The organism is Sphingobacterium sp. UBA3519 (assembly GCF_002377215.1).
Classification (GTDB): Bacteria; Bacteroidota; Bacteroidia; order Sphingobacteriales; family Sphingobacteriaceae; genus Sphingobacterium; species Sphingobacterium multivorum.
Genome location: NZ_DFPI01000026.1, coordinates 215,217 through 238,929, shown reverse-complemented (window position 1 = coordinate 238,929; position 23,713 = coordinate 215,217). Strand labels below are relative to the sequence as shown.

Genomic DNA, 23,713 nt, shown 5'->3' with positions numbered 1-23,713 from the left:
CGGTTATGGTAATTTATGTCTAAATTTAGGCCTAAATCATTTTTTGCGAAACCACTATTTTAATTATGAAGAGAGTCCTAAGCCTAAGTTGTTTTTTCTTACTGTTTTCTGCATGTAGTGTTCATTATAGTCCAAAAGAATATCCTTATGTGTATATGCAAAAGAAGGATCGTGAGCTTAAAGAATGGAAGCTGGTATGGGAAGAAAACTTCAATTCCCCAAAGCTAGATAGTAGTAAATGGTCCCGGATTCCAGCAGGGGAAGCCGATTGGAATCGGCATATGAGCATGGATGACGCCTGTTTTGGATGGGAAAATGGTGAGTTAATTCTCAAAGGAATAAAAAATACAGACAAAAATAGCGATTCAAGACCATTTTTGACAGGCGGGATATGGAGCAAGGGGAAGTTTGCTTTTCAGTACGGACGCATAGAAATCAGAGCCAAGCTAGGAAGTGCAAAAGGAGCATGGCCTGCCATGTGGATGCTGGCAGAGTTGGACAAGTATGGGAAATATCCTAGAAATGGTGAAATCGATATTATGGAGCATCTTAATTTTGACAATATCATATACCAGACCACGCATTCCTATTATACGTTGGATCTGGGGCAAAAGGAGAATCCGAAACATTTTGGCACCGCTTCGGTCAACACTGACGCGTATAATATATATGGTATAAGCTGGTATCCCGACCGTATCGTATTTCAGTTAAATGGTGTTGACACCTTTACTTACCCAAGAGTTGATGGTGTAGATCCCTCTCAGTGGCCTTATGATCAACCCTTTTATCTTTTGATTGACCAACAGTTGGGCGGAAGCTGGGTTGGTGAAGTGAATCAAGACAAGCTACCCGTTGAGATGCGTGTTGACTGGGTTAAAGTTTACCAATAGTACTCACCAATGCTGAGCAAAATGAATGATGAAAAAAAATCTACTGTTATTGAACCTTAGTTTTCTGAGAACAGTAAAATATCATAATTTTATAGGTGACCTATGATTAAGTGATAAAAACTTAATATACACGACCTCATAAAAATGTTTACTTTTGGCCAAGTTATGGAAGATAATACGATATTCAAGATTAGCAATAAAATTAAGGAAATTCGAAAAGAAAAAGGAATTACCATACAGGAAGTTGCCGATAGAGCGGGTGTAAGCAAGGGGCTTATTTCGCAGATTGAAAATAACAGAACAATACCCTCCTTACTCGTATTGATTAATATCATCAATGCACTGAATATTGATCTTAACGAGTTTTTTAAAGATTTTAATTCTGAATTGGATTCAGGCCCTGTGGTCGTTCGGAAAAAAGATACGTATAGTCCGTTTGAAAAAGAGTCGGCGATAGGTTTTCATTATAAACGGATTTTTACAACTGCGATGGATAGTTCGACCATGGATATTGTTCTTTTGGAGTTGCTTCCAGATGCAGAACGCCCCATGGTGGAGACCGAAGCCTATGAATATAAATATATCATTAGCGGACAGGTGGAGTATATCTTCAATGATCAAAAAATTAGCTTAGCGGAGGGCGATTCGATTTTCTTTAATGGACGACTATCACATACACCGCGCAATGTTGGAAATGGAAAGGCCGTCATGCTAATTGTATACTTTTTTGAAAATAAGAAATAGATAATAACACGTTAAGTATTAGAGCATCATTGAATCATTCAATGATGCTTTTTTTATTCTATACTTTTCGTATTACAAATGGATAATTATATTTGTTTATAAATACTTAACAAAAAGTTTAGTCTTGTGTTAATTTCCAAAATTTACTTTTGATTGCGGACGATGAGGTCTGTTAACAAGTTTAGATGATGGAGTTAAACCAACGAATAAAACGACGCATAAATAGACTGGATGAGAAATATGTGGCTATTGTTCTGGCTGTTACAGCATTTTTATGTTATACGAGTATGTATTCATTTAGAAAGTCATTTACGGCATCTGCCTTTGCAAATGATACTATTTTTGGTGTCGATTATAAAGTCTGTATGGTGGTCATTCAAATGCTGGGCTATTTGTTGTCAAAGTTCTATGGCATTAAATTTATTTCTGAAAGTAAACAACGTAATAGAGGACGGTATTTAATCGCATTGATTTGTATTTCATGGATAGGGCTTTTGGCATTTGCACTTTGTCCAAGGCCTTGGAATGTTGTCTTTCTTTTTATCAATGGTTTTCCATTGGGAATGGTTTGGGGATTGGTATTTAGTTATTTAGAAGGAAGGCGTTTTACAGAGATTATGGGGGCAGTAATGTCCGTGAGTCTGATTTTTGCTTCTGGACTGATAAAAACTGTTGGACGGTGGTTGATGTCTTCTTTTCATATTAATGAATTTTGGATGCCATTTTTGACGGGTTTACTTTTTTTTCTACCCTTTATTTTGTGCGTATGGATACTTGAAAATGCCCCAGAACCTACAACGGAGGATAAGAAGCTACGGACAGAACGCGTTGCAATGAACAGTCAAATGCGAAAACACTTTTTTAAAACCTTTAATCCCGGGATTGTATTGACTATTATCGTGTACACGATGCTTACTATTTTACGTGACGTGCGGGATAACTTTGAGGTAGAAATCTGGCAGATGTTACATGTAAAAGGAGCGGGTATTTTTGCAAAAGTTGATGGGACTATTTCATTAATTGTATTGCTGTTGGTGAGTTGTCTTATCATGGTTAAAAACAATCTTAAAGCGTTTAAGTTGATTCACTATATGATCATTATGGGGTTCCTTACTGCAGGTATTTCTACCTATTTGTTTACGAGGCAATGGATTGATGGTTTAAGTTGGATGTTGCTTGTCGGTTTGGGGTTATATATGGCATACATTCCTTATAACGCTATATTTTTTGAAAGAATGATCGCTACATATCGTATGAAAAGTAATATTGGTTTTGTGATGTATATGGCTGATTCAATCGGCTATTTGGGTAGTTTTCTGATATTGGTGAACAAAGAGTTTATGCCAAATTCTGTTACCTGGGGAAATTACTTTATTCAATTGGTTTTTTCGGCGTCTATTATCGGAGCGATTTTGGGCATCTTCTCCCTACTTTATTTTATTCGAAAAAAAGAACAGATGAAAGAAAGCGACGATGAGTTGTTGGCTCCTTGGCATGCGACAAAAGGAGAAGTACAAATTAGTTAACTATACTTTTTTATGATATTCTATTTATAAAGATGAAAACAAATACATATGATTTAATTATTGTTGGGGGCGGGATTTTAGGGACCTTTCATGCCTATCATGCGTTACAAAAGGGGTTACGTGTGCTCCAACTCGAAAAGGATAATTTTCCCGTGGGATCTACCGTTCGTAATTTTGGACAAGTAGTGCCATCGGGGATGGCCGGTGAATGGTTTGATTATGGTGTACGTGGAGTTGAAATATATCAATCTATTCAGCGGGAGATGGATATATCCGTTAGAAAAAATGGTAGTATCTATATTGCTTCAGATAATGATGAAGTTCAGGTACTTCATGAGTTATCTAAGCATTATCAAGCGAAAGGATATGAACATGAACTTTGGTCGAAGGAACAGGTTTTATTGAAATATCCTGTGATGAATGCTAGTTATGTTAAAGAGGCCATCTTTTTTCCGCAGGAACTCAGTGTAGAACCCGAGTCAATGATTAGACAGCTGCATATTTATATGCAAAATAAGTTTGTGGACTATACGTTGAAATACGATACGACAATTGTGGCCTGTGAGGATAAAAATGATGCTGTTGTTGTCACAAGCAGTACGTTGCAAAACTTTGAAGGGAAGAAATTGCTTATTTGCAATGGATACGAGTTTAAAATTTTATATCGTTCCTTATTTGACAATAGTGGACTTGAAATTAGCAAGTTGCAAATGATGCGAACGAAACCTTTGGCCCATATCCATTTGCCAGGGAATATTTTAACAGGACTGACCATTCGTCGATACGAGAGTTTTGAAGAATACTGCCCATCTTTTCAAACAATTCCATTGCCTGATCACTATCAGGAGCTACGCAATTATGGAATTCATATACTTTTTAAACAGGCCACGGATGGTAGTATTATTATCGGTGATTCGCACGAATATGCAGTGGGCAACAGACTTGATGAATTGGGCTTCGCTGTGAATTCCTATATCAATGAATTGATGATTACAGAAGCCAACCGTATCATGCCGATGGAGCGTGCCTCGATTTCATCCTCTTGGGCAGGTTATTATTCGCAGCACAAAGATCATATTCTTGAAATCGACGTTAGCTCAAAGATACATGTTAGAACCGGTATCGGAGGGAAGGGAATGACAGCAAGTGCCGGCTATGCCGAACAGAGTATTGAAAAACTTTTTTAACTTATACCTATCGCAGAGCCCCCGCTATCAAATCTAGCGGGGGCTCTTTGGTTTTTACGCTATTTTTTGAATAGTTTGTACAGATTCCCTAGAGGTACAGATCGCCTTTATTAATAAGGTCAAACTTTATAAAATTCAATTAGTAAATAACTAAATTATAAAGAAGATGTATCGTAAATCTTTGTATTGCACCAACTAATTGACCAGTTGTTTGTTCTTTATAAAACATTACTGATCAATATTTCCTTATTGTTTAGGCGTTAAACAATGTTTTTATTAACTTCACGGTCACAATAAACCAGATCTAAATAGTAGAAGTGAATGGCAAATAATGTTTTTCCTGAAAATGAGTTAAGAAGGATAGAAAAATTAAAGTCCTATGAGTTAATGGGACTCGGGAAAGACCCTGAGCTGGACGTTTTTGCGCAGGCAGCCTGTCTGATTACAGATTGCCCTGCAGCTTTAATTGCTATGATGGAGCAAGAAACACAACGGATTCAAAGTTGCGTTGGGATGGAGCTGGATACCGTTGAAAGGAAGAATACAGTCTGTCAATACACGATAATGAGCAAGGAGGTCCTTGTTATTGAAGATACTTTTGAAGATCCACGCTCATCTTCCAATCCATTGATTCGCGAAGGAAATATCCGTTTTTATGCTGGGGTTCCTCTTTTGGATGATGATGGTGATGCTCTTGGAACAATCTGTGTCATTGATTTCCATCCGAAAAAGCTTTCGGATAAGCAAAAAGACTCGTTGGAGGAGCTAGGCAAAGCGGTGACCAAAATATTATTGGGAAAAAAACGAAAAGTACAGGCTGGTTATTTCTCCGAAATTTTTCACTTGACGAACAATATTATTTGTGTATTGGATGAGGCGCGCAAGGTAAAAGAAGTTAACCCCGCATTTAGTAAAGTCCTGGGATTGTCCAGGTCGAATAGTTTAGGCAAATCTATTTTTACCTTATTGGGAGATACTGAAAGGGAATTAGTGTCGGACTTAGGTCGGGTTGAGGAAACCAAATACGGCGTTCAATCAACGAGTAGGACTAAAATAGAGAATGGCCAAGTTGTTGAAATTGAATGGCATTTCAAATATGATCCAATAAATCATGATATTCTGGCTTTTGGCAGAAACGTAACAAAAGAGCGCGAAGAAAAACTCAAGTTGGAGAATTCTGAACGTAGATTCCGTAGCTTTTTTGAAAATGCGATCGGTCTGATGAGCATGCATGACTTGGACGGTAATATTCTATCCGTTAATGAAAAAGGACGGGAGATATTGCGGTATGCCAAAGAAGAGGTAAAAGGACTTAACCTCAAGAAATTGGTGCCGTCTCATCATGTCGGTCTTGTTGAAGACTATCTCAAACGTATTGCAAGCAACAAAGAGGACTCGGGAATGATGGTTCTTCAAACAAAAGATGGTGAAGACATTTCTTGGCTATACCATAATATGTTGGAAACGGATGAAAATGGACGATCTTATGTTGTCAGTACGGCCTTGAATATGACGGATCGACTGCGCCTTGAAAATGATCTTTTGCATACCAAACAAATCCTGGAGCAGACCAATGCTGTCGCTCAGGTAGGCGGATGGGAGGTCAATTTAGCTGAAAACAAGGTCTATTGGTCCGACTCCACGAAGTTAATTCATGGTGTGGATCCTGATTTTACACCTGATTTTGAACATGCAATCGGATTTTATGAGCCGGAAAGCCAGGTTATTTTGCATGGAATTTTTGAAAACGCCGTTAAAACAAGAACACCCTATGATACCGAATTGCGTCTATTAAAACAAGATGGTGAATCAATTTGGGTGCGGGTAAAAGGTATTCCCGAATTTGAAAATGATGTGTGTAAACGTGTTTTTGGAATTATTCAGGATATTGATAAAAGTAAATCGCTATTCTTGGAACTGGAACGCAAAGAATCTATGTTACGGGCTTTTGTGGATTATGTTCCTGCTTCGGTTGCTATGTTTGACCGAGACTTTAACTATATTTCGGTGAGTAATCAATGGTTGGAAGATTTTCACGAAGGAGTAAGTTTGCCGCCAAATAGTAACTTTTTTCAATTGTTTCCAAATATACCGGAAAATAGAAAAAAAATCTACCTTGATGCGCTGGAGGGAATACCGTATAAGAATACGGATGAAGTCATACAGGCTGGTGGACTTGCCGAAGCACAACATTTCAATTGGGAAGTAAGACCGTGGCATCTCGCTGATGGAAGTATAGGTGGGATCATTATTTTTACACAAAATATCACTGAATCGGTTAAAATAAATGATGAATTAAAATTAGCGAAAGAGTTGGCCGATCTGGCGAGTAAGGCAAAGTCCGAATTCCTCGCCAATATGAGTCACGAAATTCGAACGCCATTGAACGGTGTGATTGGATTCTCCGATTTGTTATTAAAAACACCATTAAATGACACACAGTTACAATACTTAGGCTATATCAATGAATCTGGAAATAGCTTACTCAATATTATTAATGATATTTTAGACTTTTCAAAAATCGAATCCGGTAAGCTTGAATTATTTGTCGATAAGTATAATGTATATGATGTAGCGAATCAGGTTATTAATGTTGTTCTCTATCAAGCACAACGCAAAGAAGTCGAACTGCTTTTGAACATTGAACAGGGGCTGCCGGCTTTTGTTTGGATTGATGAGGCACGTATTAAGCAAGTATTGGTGAATCTATTAGGTAACGCCGTTAAGTTTACGGAAAAAGGTGAGATTGAATTTAAGATCAGTAAACTTCGCAACGATGAGGATAAATTGACCTTACGTTTTTCGGTTAGAGATACGGGGATAGGAATTCCACCAGAGAAACAACAACGCATCTTTGATGCCTTTACACAAGAAGATAGCTCCGTCAGTAAACGATACGGCGGCACGGGACTAGGCTTGACAATCTCCAATAACCTCCTGAAATACATGGGTAGTAAATTGAATCTGGAAAGCGAACTGGGCGTCGGATCGACGTTCTATTTTGATATCGAGGTCCGATGCGAAGAAATGGAGGAGGAAGATACAGACTTACCGTTAAATCGTGTCCTCGTTGTCGATGACAATGCTAATAATCGGATTATCCTTCAACATATGTTGGCCTATAAAAACGTTGAGTCTGTCCTCGCAGAAAACGGTATGGAAGCCTTACAGTTGCTGATGAAAGGTGAACGATTCGATGTGATTTTAATGGACTATCATATGCCTATCTTATCGGGTCTGGAAACGATAGAAAAGATTAAGGAACTCTTTAGAAAACAAGAAGAAGGCATTCCATTGATTGTATTACATACTTCCTCGGAAGAGCATGAGGTGATTTCTGCATTTAGACAGGAGGAGCGGTCATTCTGTCTACTTAAGCCGATTAAATCTGAAGAACTGTATTCGACTTTAAGAAGGGCGATACAACAAAATAGGGAAGATGCTGTGCAAGTAAAGGCGAATGCAAACTTATCGTTATCATCAGATTCGTACGGTCAAGACGTTCAGGTGCTCCTGGCAGACGACAATGCCGTTAATATGGCGCTTAATTTACGCATGATGGCTAGCATCATGCCTGGCGCCCAGTTAACCGAAGTTTCTGACGGAGCCCAAGCCATTCGTGCTTGCAAAGAGAAACAATTTGATTTTATTTTGATGGATGTTCAGATGCCCGAGGTCGATGGTATTGAAGCAACCAAACAGATCCGGCAAATGTCATCCTATGCTGAGACACCTATTATCGGTGTTACTGCCGGTAATATTTCAGGCGAAAAGGAACGCTGTCTGGAAGCGGGAATGTCAGACTTTCTAGCTAAACCTATTCGTCAACAGGATTTATTCAAGGCCTTGGAAAAAGCCATGTTATCGGTTAAACCCAGTGCTGCCGAAGCCTCGGATCTGGAAGATTTGGACGAGCATCTGGATATGCGACGGCTGGAAGAACAGGCTGGCGATGATCCCGCATTTTTAACCTTTTTTCTGGATTTGGTCGTCCGGGAAATAAAGGGGTCTAGAAAGCAGTTAAAGGAGGCCATTGATACAAACGATATTGTACGCATCAAAGAACTCCTTCATAAGTTGCGGGGAACTTCATCGACAGCCGGACTTATTAAATTGGCTCAAATGACCAAGGACCTGGAGATCAGCCCAACGATTGAAACAGACCTTGCGATCGCTTTTGTGGCCATCGAACAAGAAATGGATATCGGATTGGAATTAATTGCAAAAATCTTAAATAAATAATGATATGTTGATTTTAATAGCGGAAGACGACGAATTGATACTACGTACTGTTGAACACAAATTAGTGAAAGAAGGACACGAAGTGGTGCTGACCAGAAATGGCCGTGAAGCCATCGAGAAAATTAATGAACTGAATTTGGATTTAGTTGTAACGGATATTATGATGCCCTTTGCTTCTGGTATTGAAATTCTTTCGGCAATAAAGAGTATCGGAAAGAAAATCCCGGTTATTGTATTATCGAGTATGGGCCAAGAGGAGGTCGTGGTGGATGCATTTGATTTAGGCGCATCTGATTTTATGGTTAAGCCATTTAGTCCAAACGAACTGATTCTTAGGATAAAACGCCTGATAAATAAATAAAATTATGCACCACCATATCGAGCTACATGAGCTTATTCTGGCGATTGTTATCGTATTGATTTTAGTACTATTATTGATTATCACAGTGCTGGGATACAGCTTTTATAGCTATAGAATCCTTCATAATAGGCAATCTTGGCGACAGATCATCGAGTACAAAATTATGGAAACTATAGTAGGTGGCGATGAGAATGGCGATCGAGACCTGGAGTTTGCGAAATACCTGAAGGAACCTTCTTTTCGGGCTCTTTTTTTGGATGTATTAGTCGACTCGGATCGAAAATTTTCTGGTGGAGCGAAACAATCGATCAATAGGTTGTTTCATGATTTTAAATTGGAGGATGAGGCTTGGCGAAAGCTTCGGCATAGAAAAGCTTATCTGGTTGCGGGTGGGGTTCAAGAGCTTGCCGCGATGAATGTTGAACCGGCAATCCCTGAGATAACAGCCAAGCTTAATGATCCCCGTACTGCGGTATATCAAGAAGCACAATATGCGATCGTAAGTTTTAAGGGATATGAGGGACTTGGTTTTTTGGACCATTTCGATCGTCCCTTATCTGACTGGCAACAATTGCGTTTATTGTTTTCTATTCATGAAATACCCGAGCTTTCGGAGTTACATGTGGATACCTGGCTTAAGAGTTCAAATGATTCTGTCGTCGTATTTACATTGCGTTTGATCCGAAAATTTAGATTGATGACTTTTTATACCGAAGTTTTTAGCCTATTGGATCATCCATCTACGAAGGTTCGTGTACAAGCCATACGAACGTTGCAGGCTATTGAGAACAGTGGGACAATTCAGCAATTTATGCAAAATTTTGATCTGCAACCAATAGAAGTTCAGATCGAAATCCTTAAAGCAATGAAGATTGCCAAAAGTAGAGAAAGTGAGTATTTTCTAAAGGATCAACTGTGGAATCATAACCAAGTGTCAATTAAAATTTCTGCAGCAGAAGTACTCGTTGTACTGGGCGAAGAACAGTATTTGCGCGAGATTTCACAACGTGAAGATACATACGACGAACTTACACAAATTATTAAACACGCTTTGCAAGAGAAAAAATGTTAGAGTTTTCCCATATCGTATACGAAATTATAGTTTGGTTATTTTTGCTTTATTCGGCAGCAGTATTCATTATCTATACTTGGATAGGGCTATACGCTTATGGAGCGGTGTTTCGTTACAAACACAATAATACATTTACGGATTATAGTATTATTGCCACCAACCCCAACGCGCCAACATTCAGTCTGATTGCGCCAGCATACAACGAAGGGATGACCATCGTTGAAAACGTACGTTCATTATTGTCGCTGTATTATCATAATCTGGAAATTATTATCGTTAATGATGGTAGTAAAGACGACTCAATTTTGAAATTGATAGCTTCTTATGAACTTGAACCAACGTCCTTTTTTGTTCAGGGAACTATTGAGACCAAGGATATAAGGGGGATCTATAAGAGCAAAAATCCAGCTTTTAAGAAGCTGATTGTTGTTGACAAGGAAAACGGCGGTAAGGCTGATGCGCTCAATGTCGGCGTTAATATTTCTTCGGGAGATTATATCGTCTGTATTGATGTGGACTGCATTTTGGAACAGGATGCTATTCTAAAATTAGCAAAGCCATTTTTGGAGCAGACCGACAAACGGGTTATAGCCTGTGGCGGCGTTATACGTTTGGCTAATAACTGTAATGTCGTGAACGGTTCGGTGGTCGACGTTAATCTACCAAAATCATGGTTGGGACGTACGCAGGCTTTGGAGTATATCCGCGCTTTTATTTTAGGCCGTATGGCTTGGTCCAGGGCTTCTGGATTAATTCTTATTTCCGGGGCATTTGGCGCTTTTAACCGGGAGATTGTATTAGCGTGCGGGGGCTATGACCGAAATACGGTGGGAGAAGACATGGAACTCGTTGTTCGTATGCGCCGCTATATGGAGGAGCAAAAGCAAGCCTACGAGGTGGTCAACATTCCTGATCCATTGTGCTGGACGGAAGTACCCGAGTCAAAAGAAGTATTGCGTAAGCAGCGCAATCGTTGGATGCGGGGCACGATGGAAACCTTATGGAAACATCGTAAACTTATGTTCAACCCCAAATATGGCCGTTTTGGTATGCTCAGTATGCCTTATTGGTTTTTCTTTGAATTCTTGGGACCCATTGTCGAATTTACGGGCTATATTGTTTTTCTAATCTTTTTTATTCTAGGAATAATCAATTGGCCATTTTTCGTTGCACTATTTGCACTGGTGATTGCTTCCGGAATTTTGTATTCGATCTATGCCATCTTGGTTGATCTTGTTAGCCATCAGGTCTATTCGAAGAAACGAGATCTTTCCACCCTGATAACTACCGCGATACTAGAACCTTTATACTTTCATCCCATTGTTGTTAAAGCTGGGGTACAGGGGGTTGTTGATTACTTTCGTAAGCAGCATGGCTGGGGAGAAATGACACGGCAAGGCTTTCAACAAAAAGATGCCAATGAGTCGGTTTGGAAATACCTTGGTCAGCGATTAACTCTGTCGTTACAGAGCTTAGGACCTGTTATGTTGGTTGTCTTTGCCTTGTATATGTTATCTGTTGGTGTCGAGTGGTGGTGGTACGGTCGTCGATTTTCTCAGCTTTCGGAGTCACATGCCGGGAAATACCTGTTTTTGGATAACATCTTGTTTATCTTTCAATCCTTGGCCTGTTTGGGAATCGGCTATTTATTGCTTCAGTTCATCAGCAGTTTTTGGGCAAGACTTCTTATGGTCATATCGTTCTCGTTTATTGTCGTTATGCAATTCATCTTGTTTTTGTATTTTGGCGAATCGAGAAATTTGCTTGGGGCTGATATGTTCTATTATAGTTCGGAAGAGATGAAGCAAATTTTGGAGGCCAGTGGTATGTTGAGTTTTACCAATATTGCTTTACTTTTATTATTGATCGTAATTTCTTGGGTTCCCCTTTGGGTAGCCAATAAACAGACATTCAAAAAGGCTTATGCGAGTATTGCACTGTTATCTTTGGGGATCATATCGTTTTTTGTCTCCTCGGCTTCGCTTTTGGGGGGGAGCTCCGAAAAAGATGAATTCGTCGCCAATGCAAGCCGGAGTAAGTGGCGTTATTTTTTCGATTCCAATTTCACTAATTACGTGGATGAGCACCCTGGGATGCTCGCTATGTTCAATAAAGACGACGATGATGCAAAAGTGGTAGATACTAAATTTCCCTTTTTGAAAAAAGAGGATACTAAAGATTTCCTAGGGGCATACATGCAGAAAACGGCGAAAGTACCCAATTTGGTCATTCTTGTTATCGAGGGTTTAGGACATGCCTATAGTGCTGAAAATGGCTATATTGGCAACTTTACGCCTTTTATAGGTACATTGAAGCAACAGTCTTTGTATTGGGATAATAATATGAGTTCCTCGGGTCGGACATTTTCCGTTTTGCCGACCATAACAGGTTCGTTGCCTTTTGCAACACATGGATTCATGGAACAAGACACCTTGCCTGACAACTTTAATCTATTTAATATTCTGAAGAGTAATGGATTCAATACTGGGTTTTTCTATGGCGGTCATTCTAATTTTGATTTCATGAAAAAGTTCATGGATTATAATAAAATAGATATGCTCATGGACCAAGCCGCATTCGGACCTCCTTATAAAAAATTACCCGAAAAGGGTGGGGAGAGCTGGGGATATGAAGATCAAGCTGTCTTTAGCAAACTTCTTGAAGTACAGAAGGTACAGGAACACCCTTATTTCCATGTTCTTTTGACACTATCAACCCATAATCCGTTTTTGATTAATAATGCGGCTCATTATGAGCAACTATTTGATCAACGTATCGCAACATTGAACCTTACACCCGAACAAAAAAAGTGGGCTTTGGAAAACCGTACCCAGCTTGTTTCGGTGCTGAATCTAGATGATGCGATGGAGCAGTTCTTTAATGAATATAAAAAGAGACCAGATTTTGCAAATACTATTTTTGTCATAACTGGGGACCACGCGATGCCTGAGATACCCTTGCAAAGCAAAATCGATCGTTATCATGTTCCACTGTTGATTTATTCACCACTTTTGAAAGGGCCAAAGACTTTTCATAATTTTGTTAGCCATTTTGATGTCGCGCCTTCCATATTGGCCTACTATCGCGAGAATTTTGGTATGAAAACTCCTACACAAGTTACCTGGATCGGTCAGGGCCTTGACAAGGGCACTTCAGCTCAGGGAGATGGCATTGCCATGATGCAGAGTAAAAATCAATTGATTGATTTTGTAAAAGGCAGTTACCATCTTTCCGATGGACAACTGTATAAACTGGATGGAATACTCAATGAAGATGCCACCGCGGATAATGCGAAAGAAGAATTGTCCAAGCGCTTTGAATTATTTAAGCGCAAGAACAAACTCTTTTATACCCAGAAGCGACTTCTTCCAGACAGTGTGTATACAAATTACTTTAATAGAACAAAGAAGAACTAGAATTTTCGAATATAACCAAGGATGATGTCCAATTGATTTCCTTTCTCTTTTGGCCTGAATTCTTGGTTATAATAGGTGCCCGAAATTGAAAATAGGTTACTTTGTTTCACCGAGAAGTTATACTCGGCACCTACTTTGAATGTCTTTAATTTATAGGAAGCGTTGTCCAATAGATTATTTCGGTTTTCTTCGGGGCTCAGACCCGTTCCGGCACTAAATCCGAAGTAATCGTTTGCTCCTTTTGTATAATAGCGGACTGTTCCGGTATAGGATTGGGAAATATTCTTTTCGCCCGGTGTAAGATAAGTCCTCAGATTGAACCAAAAGTTTTGGTAATATTTTCCGACTGAAGCCGTGTACATCCAGATGTTGTCACTAAAATAAAGCTGACGATATCCGATCTCTCCCTCAAAGCTGTTCGGAAGATTGGCATAGAGAGACACGCCAGTTCTATATTTCGCAAAAATCCCCACATTATTGGAGTATCCAGCACCCACGTAGAGGTAAAATATCTTTGAAAGACGAGGATAAGCCTCCATCTCGAATTGTACGCCATTTTCTGCAAATTTATTTGCATAGTTGGTCCTGAAAATAACTGATCCTATGGGGGTTGCCCGCTTATAACTTAAGCCGACAATGTGCCAATTATGATCAAACTGTTTGTCAAAATAGACGAAGTTGTAGGTCAGACCGATTGCGTTTTTAGCCGTATATTCTTCAATACTTTTTGCCAGTGCTCGAGCTTCTGTGTTTTTAGGATTAATTGCCAATAAACTATGAATTGCCTTTTCGGCAGCTTCATAATGATCGTTGCCATAACTAATTTTACCTTTTAACAGAAGTAGATCCTGCGACTGCGGATGTAGGCTAAGCCCTTTGTCTGTAATTGCAATAGCTTTGTCAGTCTGATCATTCCAATATTCCAATGAGGCATATGCTAAAAAGAAATCTTCATCACTTGTATTCTTTTTGTCCAGTTCTGTGAAGATGGTTCTTGCCGAATCAATTTTGTCCGACCAGGTATAAAGCCGTCCGAGAAAGATACTGATATCCGAGTAATCCGGTGCTTGAAGTAGCGCCTGTTTGGATAATTGAATGGCTTGCGGATAATCTTTTGAATCAAAGGCTACCTTTCGCGCTTTTACAAAGAGATCATCAGCAGTGAGTTTCGTCTCTTGCGCAATTGAAAATAAGGGTAATAAAGAGAGGGAGAGTAATGGATAAATTACTTTTTTCATTCTAGATCGTAAAGTTGACATTTAAGCTTGCTAATATATAAACTAAAATTAGCAAATTTTGTTTGTCTGCTTTTGTTTTAAAATAAATTTTTGAGCTCTTTTAAAGCGTTCTATCTCTTTTTGCGGAACGCCTTCCGAAATAATCCTTAGAAGGAGAGTTTCGAAAAACGCCAATGGAATGTGTCAACAACCGTTAACTGGTTGCTGTCTACGGGTAATCCGGTTATTATTTTAAGCACCTGCATGGCCATCATACTGCCGATAATACCAGGTAAAGGACCCAGCACCCCATTTTTATCGCAATTTGGAACCTGTTCCGGATCGGGGGGCGTTGGAAAGATATCCAATAGGTTTTTACTACCCTGATAGTTAAAGACAGCCAGCTGTCCTTCAAAACCATAGATGCTACCGTACACCAAAGGTTTATCGAGTTGTAGGCACGTATGATTAAGCAGGTAGCGTGTTGTAAAGTTATCACAGCAATCGACAATGATATGATAGGGAGCGAGCAATGCTAGCGCGTTGTCTGCATCTATTTTTACCTGAAAGGGCTCAAAATGAATTGTACTATTGTGTTGCCGTATATAGGCTGTGGCACTTTCTGTTTTTGCCTGGTGTATATTATCTTCGGAATGAATGATCTGTCTATTTAGATTGTGGATTTCAACCCTGTCAAAATCAACCAGGCCAAGTTTGCCTATACCAGCTGCGGCTAAATATTGAACGACAGGGCTCCCGAGTCCCCCTGCACCGACGACCAATACCTTGGCATCCATAATCTTCCGTTGTCCGGCAACGCCGATCTCTTCAATAAAAATCTGTCTGCTATAGCGATCAAAAATGTTATTTTTCATGTATTTAACGTACTATAGCGGCATAATTGCTCTCCCAGTCTTTCATCACTGGAGAATAGCCCATCTTTCGGATTTGATTTTTTATTGTTTCCATATCTCTTTCATCACTTACTTCAAATTGTTCCAAAGCTTGCGGATCAACAACATAGCCTCCCGGATTGGTCTTTGAAGCGGCACTCATGGTCGTTACGCCAATAGGTATGATATGATCCCTGAAGGTTTCGTTCTCTCGGGTGGAAATGGAGATTTCTAAATTTTCATTCCACAGGCGGTATGCACAGATCAACTGCAGTAGATCGCGGTCTGCCAAATGAAAATTTGGCTCAACAGAACCTGCGGCTGGTCGCAGGCGTGGAAAGGAAATCGAATAGCGTGTTTGCCAATATCGTTTTTGTAAATAGGCGATGTGTGCCGCGGTGAAAAAGCTGTCCACCCGCCAGTCCTCCAGCCCAAGTAATACGCCCAGTCCGATTTTATGGATTCCCGCCCGGCCTATACGGTCAGGCGTATCCAAACGATAGTCAAAATTGGACTTTTTTCCTTTCGGATGATATTGTTTGTAAACTTCGCGATGGTAGGTTTCCTGATAGACCAATATTGCATAGACTCCGGCTGCCTGCAGTAATCGGTACTCGGATTCTTCCAATGGCTGTACTTCAATGGATATCTGTGAAAAATGAGGTTTTAAAAGCCGAATAGCATTTAGGAAATAAGTGATCTCGACAGTTTTGTTGGCTTCTCCGCTGACCAGTAAGATATGATTGATTCCCATGGCTTTAAGCGCCATTGCTTCCAGTAATAGTTCGGTGTTGCTCAGCGTTTTGCGTTTGATTTTATTGTCCATGCTAAAACCGCAATATGTACAGATGTTTTGGCACTCATTGCTCAGGTAAAGCGGGGCATAGAGCTGTATGGTTTTACCGAAACGACGTTGCGTGATTTGTTGGGTTTTTTGTGCCATTTGCTCCAGATATGGTGCTGCAGCCGGTGAGATGAGCGCTCTAAAGTCAGAGAGCGTTAAATGGTCTTTTTCTAACGCATGTTGTACATCCTGATCCGTAGCGTCATAAATCTGTGCATGGACCTCATCCCAGGAGTATTCATCGCGTATCATTTTGAAATCTGTCATAGTGAATTATCAGTCAAATAAAAATGAAGTTAGGGGGCTCGAAGCGATTGCGTGGGAGCCTATCTTTCCCAATCCGGCCTCATAAGCTTTCCGTCCAGCGATAACGGCCTCTCTGAAAGCTTCGGCCATACGTATCGGATTATTAGAGACTGCAATTGCCGTATTGACAAGCACCGCATCAGCTCCGATTTCCATGGCTTTAGCGGCATCGGAAGGCGCTCCGATTCCAGCGTCTACGACCACTGGGACATTACTTTCCTCAATAATAATTTCGAGAAAGTCCAAGGTACGCAGCCCTTTATTGCTTCCAATAGGGGCACCTAAAGGCATAACGACAGCTGTGCCTGCATTTTCTAAACGTTTACAAAGTACCGGGTCTGCGTGAATATAGGGCATGACGACGAAACCCAATTTAGCAAGTGATTCGGTTGCGCGTAAGGTTTCAATAGGATCGGGCAGCAGATAACGTGGGTCGGGATGAATTTCCAATTTCACCCAGTTTGTTTCCAGTGCTTCGCGAGCAAGTTGAGCCGCAAGTACTGCTTCTTCAGCTGTTCGTGCTCCCGAAGTATTGGGAAGCAAATGGATTGCCGCCAGATCGAGCGCGCTGATGAGGCTGTCGTCTGAGCCGGTCTGGTCGATTCGTTTGAGGGCGACGGTGACCAATTGGGAAGCCGAAGCCACAATGGCAGCGCTCATTTCCGTGAGATAACCGAATTTGCCCGTACCGAGAAATAATCTGGATTCAAATACGCGATCGGCTATATGTAGGTTGCTCATAGTAAAATTTTATTGATGGATGAAACAATGTTTGGAGTCTTGGTTACGATTCCCGAGAGTGCTACACCGTAGACGCCAATTTCTAATAGATGTTGGATATCTTCAAGTTGGCTTATACCGCCAATTGCGAATATTGGAATAGGGGTTAGGCCTTCTCGGTGGACTTGTTGGATGATGTTTTCATATCCTGCAATCCCCAGTAGGGGACTTAGTTTTTGTTTTGTCGTGGTATAGTTGAATGGCCCGAGCCCGATATAGTCACAATGTTCACTTATTCTTTGCTTTACATTGGCAAAGCTATTGGCTGTACCGCCGATTATTTTTCCTGCACCCAATAGGTGCCGGGCAGCTGCTACACTGCAGTCGTCCAGTCCCAAGTGCACCCCATCAGCGTCTACAGCTGCTGCAAGCGAAGGATGGTCATTGATGATACAGCTGGCACCAAATTCGGAACAAGCCTGCCTGATCTCTTCGGCGAGCGCATAAAGATCTTTTTCCTCGGCTTCCTTCCATCGGATCTGTATCCATTTGGCCCCAGCGTCCAGCGCTTTCAGCATGTTGTTTTTTTGTTCCCTTATAGTTTTACCTTGTGAGATATATTGGAGTCTTTCCATAGTTTTTGTTTGCATGCAATAAAATTTTGAATAGGATCCCGATGTTTCCATAAAGTGCCATATAAGGCAATTCCATCTGCACCTTGCTGCATCGGAATAAGACAGTTGTTTTGGTTTATCCCTCCAAGACCGATGAGACGAACAGCAAAGTTGGCGCGTGACGGTAGTTGACCTAGTCTTGCATTATGCGTTCCATACCCCACTTTTGAGATGCTCGGAAATAATGGACTGAAAAAAGCATAGGCCCAACGTTCATCAAGGCTATTGAATTGATCAATATCATGCACAGATGTTGAACAGATTGTTGTAGGCCCCAGTTGATTTGCAGATTCATGCAGTCTACTTTTATCGTTCAGGTGGATTCGTGCAATCCCAAGCTCAGCCGATAGATGCGCATGTGAGTGTAGAACCAATCTGTCGCGGTATATAGGAGCTATAGTTTCTATATATCGCGACATTTGTAAGTCTGTAAAATGATACTTACGCAAATGCAGAATATCAAGACCTTCTTTAAACAACGCTGCTATAATCGCCTGTTCAGAACGGATTGTTTCTGCTGCTGTCAATGCAATAATCATGAATAGATCTCTTTTCCTTGTGCGATGAATTCCTGTGATTTTTCCAGCATCCCCTGGGCGGCACTATCCCTGATTTCCTGCGTTATTTTCATCGAGCAAAATTTGGGACCGCACATGGAGCAGAAGTGCGCAACTTTAGCCGCATCTGCCGGCAATGTTTCGTCATGATATTCCCGTGCGGTATCTGGATCAAGGGAAAGGTTGAATTGATCTTCCCATCTGAATTCGAATCTGGCTTTACTCAAGGCGTTATCACGATATTGTGCACCAGGGTGTCCTTTGGCTAAATCGGCCGCATGGGCAGCTAGTTTATAGGTGATTACACCATCTTTGACATCTTTTTTATTTGGTAGACCCAGGTGTTCTTTGGGGGTAACATAGCAAAGCATTGCACAGCCATACCAACCGATCATAGCCGCTCCAATGGCGGATGTGATATGGTCATAGCCTGGAGCAATATCTGTTGTTAAGGGACCTAAGGTATAAAATGGCGCTTCGTCACAACAGGCCAATTGCTTGTCCATATTCTCTTTGATCAATTGCATAGGAACATGTCCTGGCCCTTCGATCATCACCTGAACATCATGTTTCCAGGCGATTTTGGTGAGTTCGCCCAGGGTTTCGAGCTCCGCAAATTGAGCTGCATCGTTTGCATCTGCAATAGCTCCGGGGCGAAGACCGTCGCCAAGTGAAAAAGCCACATCATATTGTTTCATAATTTCGCATATTTCCTCAAAATGGGTATAGAGAAAATTTTCTTTGTGATGAAAAAGACACCATTTGGCCATGATAGAGCCGCCTCTGGAGACAATTCCAGTAACTCGGGATGCCGTGAGATGGATATAACGAAGCAATACGCCGGCGTGTATGGTAAAGTACGAAACACCCTGTTCGGCCTGTTCAATCAAGGTATCTTTGAATATTTCCCAGGTAAGATCCTCGGCCACCCCCTTTACTTTTTCGAGCGCCTGATAGATCGGTACTGTACCGATTGGGACTGGCGAGTTACGGATAATCCATTCGCGGGTTTCGTGAATATTTTTGCCAGTGGATAGATCCATGATGGTATCAGCCCCCCAACGACAGGCCCATACCGCTTTCTCAACTTCTTCCTCTATGCTTGAACTTACGGCGCTATTGCCAATATTGGCATTGATTTTAACAAGAAAGTTGCGTCCGATAATCATGGGTTCACTTTCAGGGTGATTAATATTATTGGGTATGATCGCTCTTCCGGCGGCGATTTCTTCACGGACAAATTCTGGTGTAATAGCTTTATCATGTGTTCTCGCACCAAAGTTTTGCCCCCGATGCTGATGATCCATCCCAGGGGTACTAGCTTCCAACTGCTCAATACGTTGGTTTTCCCGGATAGCAACATACTCCATTTCCGGGGTAATGATGCCTTGCTTTGCATAATGTAATTGGGTGACATTCTTGCCGGCAGAGGCTACTTTCGGTTTGTGGCTATAGGCAAATCGGAGTTCGTCCAACGTTGGATCAGAAAGTCGTTTTTGTCCATATTCAGAGCTGATGCCAGCCAACTGTATGACATCCTGACGATCCAAGATCCACTGCTCGCGAAGGCGAGGGAGTCCTTTGCGGATATCGATATGGATAGTGTCATCTGTATAAGGCCCAGAAGTATCATAGATTGTTACCGGCGGATTAATTTCGATCTGTCCATTCGTTAATTTGGTTGGGCTCAAGGAGATTTGACGCATAGCGACTTGAATAGGAAATAGTTTTCCGGCTACAAAAATTTTCTTTGCATTTGGAAAGGGGGATTGCGTAATTGTTTCAGCTGTCATTTTTTCTGTATTGTGGTGAATTACTCGGTTGATTTTTTTTGAAAGGCTAGCCGCCTTGAGATGCAGTGATTAAGATAATCTGATCATAAGGTTTAAGTGTTGTCGTACCCCAGTCCTTTTTGGGGATGACTTGGTTGTTGATGGCTACAGCCACGCCCTGGGTTTTGCCAGATAATTCCAAAAGTAACAAGCCTTCTAGTGAAGTAAGTGCGGGATCGAAAAATCGAATTTGATGGTTTATTGTAAGTTCCATTCCTTAATTTTTTTTGGTAAAACTTTAGGAATGGCTACACAAAGGCGCAGCAATGCACCTTGTAGACAGCTCACTTTTCCCTACGCCAGTATGATCCGGATCAGGTTCTAAGGGTAAAATCTCAGCCTGCATGAGCAGACACCCCTAAAGTTGCGACTAATATAAGGTTATTTTTATGAAAGTTGCAAGAATTTATTTTGCTGCCTGAGGTATATCGTGCAGGAAAGTACAGGTCACCATGTGGAAAATATTTGATATATTAGATTTTTAAATCAGCTAAAACAATTTAACAATCACCAAGAATAGTATCTTTTCATGCGTAGGATTTTATTGACAATACTGTTGTGTATAACGAACAGCACTTATGCCCAACCTAAAAGCAACTGCATCGCGGTACAGTTGACATGCGAACATCTGGTCAATCCATTGGGTATCGATGCAACCCAGCCGAGACTTAGCTGGCGACTTGAGGACCAACGTAATGGTGCGGTACAACAGGCTTATCAGATCCTTTTAGGGCAAGATTCGCTGGCACTACTGAAGGAGACGAAAAATAGCTGGGATAGTGGCAAACAGCTCAGCTCGTCCATGTTAGTGACCTATAACGGCGCACAGTTAAAGCCACAGACCACGTATTTCTGGAAGGTTAAAGTATGGGATAAGGATGGTATATCAACAAGTTCTAAAATAGCATCGTTCGAAACTGGAATGATGGGAATGGACCTTTGGAAGGGAAAATGGATTAGCGACAATAAGGATATTCATGCGCGAGAAACGCCTTATTTTAGGACAGAATTTAAGATAAATAAGCCGATAAAGTCTGCACGCGCGTATATTGCCACAGCAGGGCTATATGAACTTTCCATGAATGGTCAACGCGTAGGAGACCATCGCCTGGATCCAATGTATACTCGATTCGACCGGCGTACATTATATGTCGTGACGGACGTAACCCAGCAGCTCCAACAAGGAGAGAACGCTATTGGCGTTGTTTTGGGGAATGGCTGGTATAATCACCAACCACTGGCGGTTTGGAACTTTGATAAAGCACCGTGGCGGGCCCGACCAACATTCTGTTTAGAGCTGAAAATCGTCTATACAGATGGTACAGTAGAAACTATTGTTTCAGATAAGCAGTGGAAAACAGCTTCGGGACCAATTACTTATAATAATATTTACACTGGTGAGCATTATGATGCAAGACTGGAAATACCCAACTGGGACAAACCTAAATATGATGATTCAACTTGGCAGGCTGTTCAGTATAGAAATGCGCCATCTGCACATATCGTTTCCCAACAGATGGTACCGATTCGGCTCGTGAAGTCCTATAAGCCCAAATCAGTGACAAAGATAGACCAACGTACTTATGTTTTCGATATGGGCCAAAATATGGCTGGGATTACAAAAGTTAAAGTCAAAGGAGCTGCAGGGACTATGCTACGTATCAAGCACGGTGAACGATTGTCGGCAGATGGGCGTCTTGACCTGTCCAATATTGATGTTTATTATCGGGGCGATAAGGAAAAGGAGCCCTTTCAAACGGACATTCTTACCTTAAGCGGTCGTAATGATGAGTTTATGGCAAAGTTCGGTTACAAAGGATTTCGTTACGTCGAAATTAGTAGTAGTGCGGCAATTGCATTGGATAGTTCGGCTGTGACCGCTTATTTTATGCATAGTGATGTGCCCGCCATTGGACAGCTCAAGACGTCATCAGCGTTGGTCAACAAACTATGGGAAGCGACCAACAATGCCTACTTGTCCAATTTGATGGGCTATCCGACAGACTGTCCGCAGCGCGAAAAGAACGGTTGGACAGGGGATGGGCACCTTGCGATTGAAACAGCTTTGTACAATTTTGACGGGATAACAGTTTATGAAAAATGGATGGCGGATCATCGTGATGAGCAACAGGAGAACGGTGTCTTACCCGATATTATTCCAACTGGGGGATGGGGTTATGGTACAGCGAATGGTTTGGATTGGACAAGTACCATTGCCATTATTCCCTGGCAGATCTATCAGTTTTATGGAGACCCACGTGCATTAGAAGAATGCTATCTTAATATCAAACGCTATGTGGATTATGTCGACGGAATCAGCCCATCTGGGTTGACAACTTTTGGGCGTGGAGACTGGGTGCCAGTGAAGTCACAGTCGAATCTGGAGTTGACCTCCTCGGTTTATTTTTATGTGGATGCGACCATCTTGGCTGCTACGGCTAAATTGTTTGGATACACAGCAGATCAACAAAAATATGAACTGCTGAGCAGAAAAATTAAGACGGCCATCAACGCTAAATTTTTAGATGCTTCCAAGGGTATTTATAGCAATGGAACACAGACTGAACTGAGTGTTCCACTCTATTGGGGTGTGGTACCTGACGAAATGAAAGCCCGGGTTGCAGCCAACCTGAATAAGAAAGTGGAAGAGGCCAACTTTCACTTAGATGTAGGAGTATTGGGTGCAAAAGCATTATTGAATGCGTTAAAAGATAACGGTTATGCAACGACAGCCTATAAGGTTGCGGTACAAGATACTTATCCGTCTTGGGGATGGTGGATTGTAAATGGCGCAACAACATTGTTGGAGAACTGGGATTTAAAAGCAACCCGTGATATTTCAGACAACCACATGATGTTTGGCGAAATCGGTGGTTGGTTTTTTAAATCTATCGGCGGAATTCTGCCAGATCCTAAACAACCTGGATTTAAACATGTGCTCTTAAAACCCATCTTCCCCCAGGAACTGAAAGAATCTTCTATTTCTTATGATTCACCCTACGGTAAAATTGTTTCCGAATGGAAGTTAAAGGATAAAAAGATTGTTTATGATATCCAAATACCCGCAAATGCCACGGCGACATTTTATCCGCCGGATAATGTTAGCATTAGCAGTAGCGATGCCGTCCAATTGGAGGCTGGTAAACATAGGCTGGAGCTGGAACTCAAGTAATCATAGGCTCCGATCTGTTGTTTTATTGCCCCGACCGTTGGTATTATGCTCTTATCATGT

The 23,713-nt window shown here is 41.2% G+C and carries 17 protein-coding genes and 1 riboswitch; of the genes, 9 read left to right on the top strand and 8 right to left on the bottom strand.

The window, feature by feature from the left end:
* Nucleotides 1–65 precede the first annotated feature (65 nt).
* From B3297_RS18150 to B3297_RS18115, 8 genes are all read left to right on the top strand, one after another.
* Complete coding sequence (locus tag B3297_RS18150) at nucleotides 66–890, top strand: glycoside hydrolase family 16 protein (protein WP_070565327.1); 825 nt, start codon at nucleotides 66–68, stop codon at nucleotides 888–890.
* A 165-nt stretch (nucleotides 891–1,055) separates the two neighbouring features.
* Nucleotides 1,056–1,634 (top strand): helix-turn-helix domain-containing protein, encoded by a 579-nt coding sequence (locus B3297_RS18145; RefSeq protein ID WP_070565659.1) that lies wholly within the window; start codon nucleotides 1,056–1,058, stop codon nucleotides 1,632–1,634.
* A gap of 185 nt (nucleotides 1,635–1,819) precedes the next feature.
* Entirely contained in the window at nucleotides 1,820–3,160 is a 1,341-nt protein-coding gene (locus tag B3297_RS18140; protein WP_083296140.1) for a DUF5690 family protein, read from the top strand.
* A gap of 32 nt (nucleotides 3,161–3,192) precedes the next feature.
* Nucleotides 3,193–4,347, top strand: coding sequence for a TIGR03364 family FAD-dependent oxidoreductase (locus tag B3297_RS18135; protein WP_286779224.1), 1,155 nt, complete (start codon nucleotides 3,193–3,195; stop codon nucleotides 4,345–4,347).
* A gap of 321 nt (nucleotides 4,348–4,668) precedes the next feature.
* Entirely contained in the window at nucleotides 4,669–8,589 is a 3,921-nt protein-coding gene (locus B3297_RS18130; protein ID WP_070570516.1) for a response regulator, read from the top strand.
* Nucleotides 8,590–8,593: 4 nt separating this feature from the next.
* Nucleotides 8,594–8,950 carry a response regulator transcription factor gene (locus B3297_RS18125; protein ID WP_070570518.1) on the top strand — a complete coding sequence of 119 codons (357 nt, stop codon included), beginning with the start codon at nucleotides 8,594–8,596 and terminating at the stop codon, nucleotides 8,948–8,950.
* 4 nt (nucleotides 8,951–8,954) lie between these two features.
* Nucleotides 8,955–10,022 carry a hypothetical protein gene (locus B3297_RS18120; RefSeq protein WP_115049269.1) on the top strand — a complete coding sequence of 356 codons (1,068 nt, stop codon included), beginning with the start codon at nucleotides 8,955–8,957 and terminating at the stop codon, nucleotides 10,020–10,022.
* A complete protein-coding gene (locus B3297_RS18115; RefSeq protein ID WP_286779223.1) occupies nucleotides 10,016–13,438 on the top strand; it encodes a sulfatase-like hydrolase/transferase in 3,423 nt (1,140 codons plus the stop codon). Before B3297_RS18120 ends, B3297_RS18115 begins: the two co-directional genes overlap by 7 nt.
* On the opposite strand, the gene B3297_RS18110 is transcribed toward B3297_RS18115, so the two are convergent.
* The 8 genes from B3297_RS18110 to thiS form a co-directional block, all read right to left on the bottom strand.
* Nucleotides 13,435–14,676 (bottom strand): YaiO family outer membrane beta-barrel protein, encoded by a 1,242-nt coding sequence (locus B3297_RS18110; protein WP_083296141.1) that lies wholly within the window; start codon nucleotides 14,674–14,676, stop codon nucleotides 13,435–13,437. The two genes, B3297_RS18115 and B3297_RS18110, sit on opposite strands and share 4 nt — an antisense overlap.
* Nucleotides 14,677–14,822: 146 nt before the next feature.
* Nucleotides 14,823–15,530 (bottom strand): HesA/MoeB/ThiF family protein, encoded by a 708-nt coding sequence (locus tag B3297_RS18105; RefSeq protein ID WP_070570525.1) that lies wholly within the window; start codon nucleotides 15,528–15,530, stop codon nucleotides 14,823–14,825.
* Between the two features lie 4 nt (nucleotides 15,531–15,534).
* Nucleotides 15,535–16,659 carry a 2-iminoacetate synthase ThiH gene (gene thiH / locus B3297_RS18100; RefSeq protein ID WP_286779222.1) on the bottom strand — a complete coding sequence of 375 codons (1,125 nt, stop codon included), beginning with the start codon at nucleotides 16,657–16,659 and terminating at the stop codon, nucleotides 15,535–15,537.
* A 9-nt stretch (nucleotides 16,660–16,668) separates the two neighbouring features.
* Nucleotides 16,669–17,439: a thiazole synthase gene (locus B3297_RS18095; RefSeq protein ID WP_070570529.1), complete on the bottom strand. Its 771-nt coding sequence runs from the start codon at nucleotides 17,437–17,439 to the stop codon at nucleotides 16,669–16,671.
* Complete coding sequence (gene thiE / locus B3297_RS18090; RefSeq protein ID WP_286779221.1) at nucleotides 17,436–18,068, bottom strand: thiamine phosphate synthase; 633 nt, start codon at nucleotides 18,066–18,068, stop codon at nucleotides 17,436–17,438. Before thiE ends, B3297_RS18095 begins: the two co-directional genes overlap by 4 nt.
* Nucleotides 18,014–18,631, bottom strand: coding sequence for a thiamine phosphate synthase (locus B3297_RS18085; RefSeq protein ID WP_286779220.1), 618 nt, complete (start codon nucleotides 18,629–18,631; stop codon nucleotides 18,014–18,016). The genes thiE and B3297_RS18085 overlap by 55 nt, the downstream gene beginning before the upstream one ends.
* Nucleotides 18,628–20,442 (bottom strand): phosphomethylpyrimidine synthase ThiC, encoded by a 1,815-nt coding sequence (gene thiC / locus B3297_RS18080; RefSeq protein WP_070570535.1) that lies wholly within the window; start codon nucleotides 20,440–20,442, stop codon nucleotides 18,628–18,630. The genes B3297_RS18085 and thiC overlap by 4 nt, the downstream gene beginning before the upstream one ends.
* 46 nt (nucleotides 20,443–20,488) lie before the next feature.
* Nucleotides 20,489–20,695 (bottom strand): sulfur carrier protein ThiS, encoded by a 207-nt coding sequence (thiS, locus tag B3297_RS18075; RefSeq protein WP_112376243.1) that lies wholly within the window; start codon nucleotides 20,693–20,695, stop codon nucleotides 20,489–20,491.
* A gap of 60 nt (nucleotides 20,696–20,755) precedes the next feature.
* A riboswitch (TPP riboswitch) is annotated at nucleotides 20,756–20,851 on the bottom strand.
* 159 nt (nucleotides 20,852–21,010) lie between these two features.
* On the opposite strand from thiS, the gene B3297_RS18070 reads away from it, so the two are divergent.
* Entirely contained in the window at nucleotides 21,011–23,653 is a 2,643-nt protein-coding gene (locus B3297_RS18070; protein WP_286779219.1) for an alpha-L-rhamnosidase, read from the top strand.
* The last annotated feature ends 60 nt before the right edge of the window (nucleotides 23,654–23,713 follow it).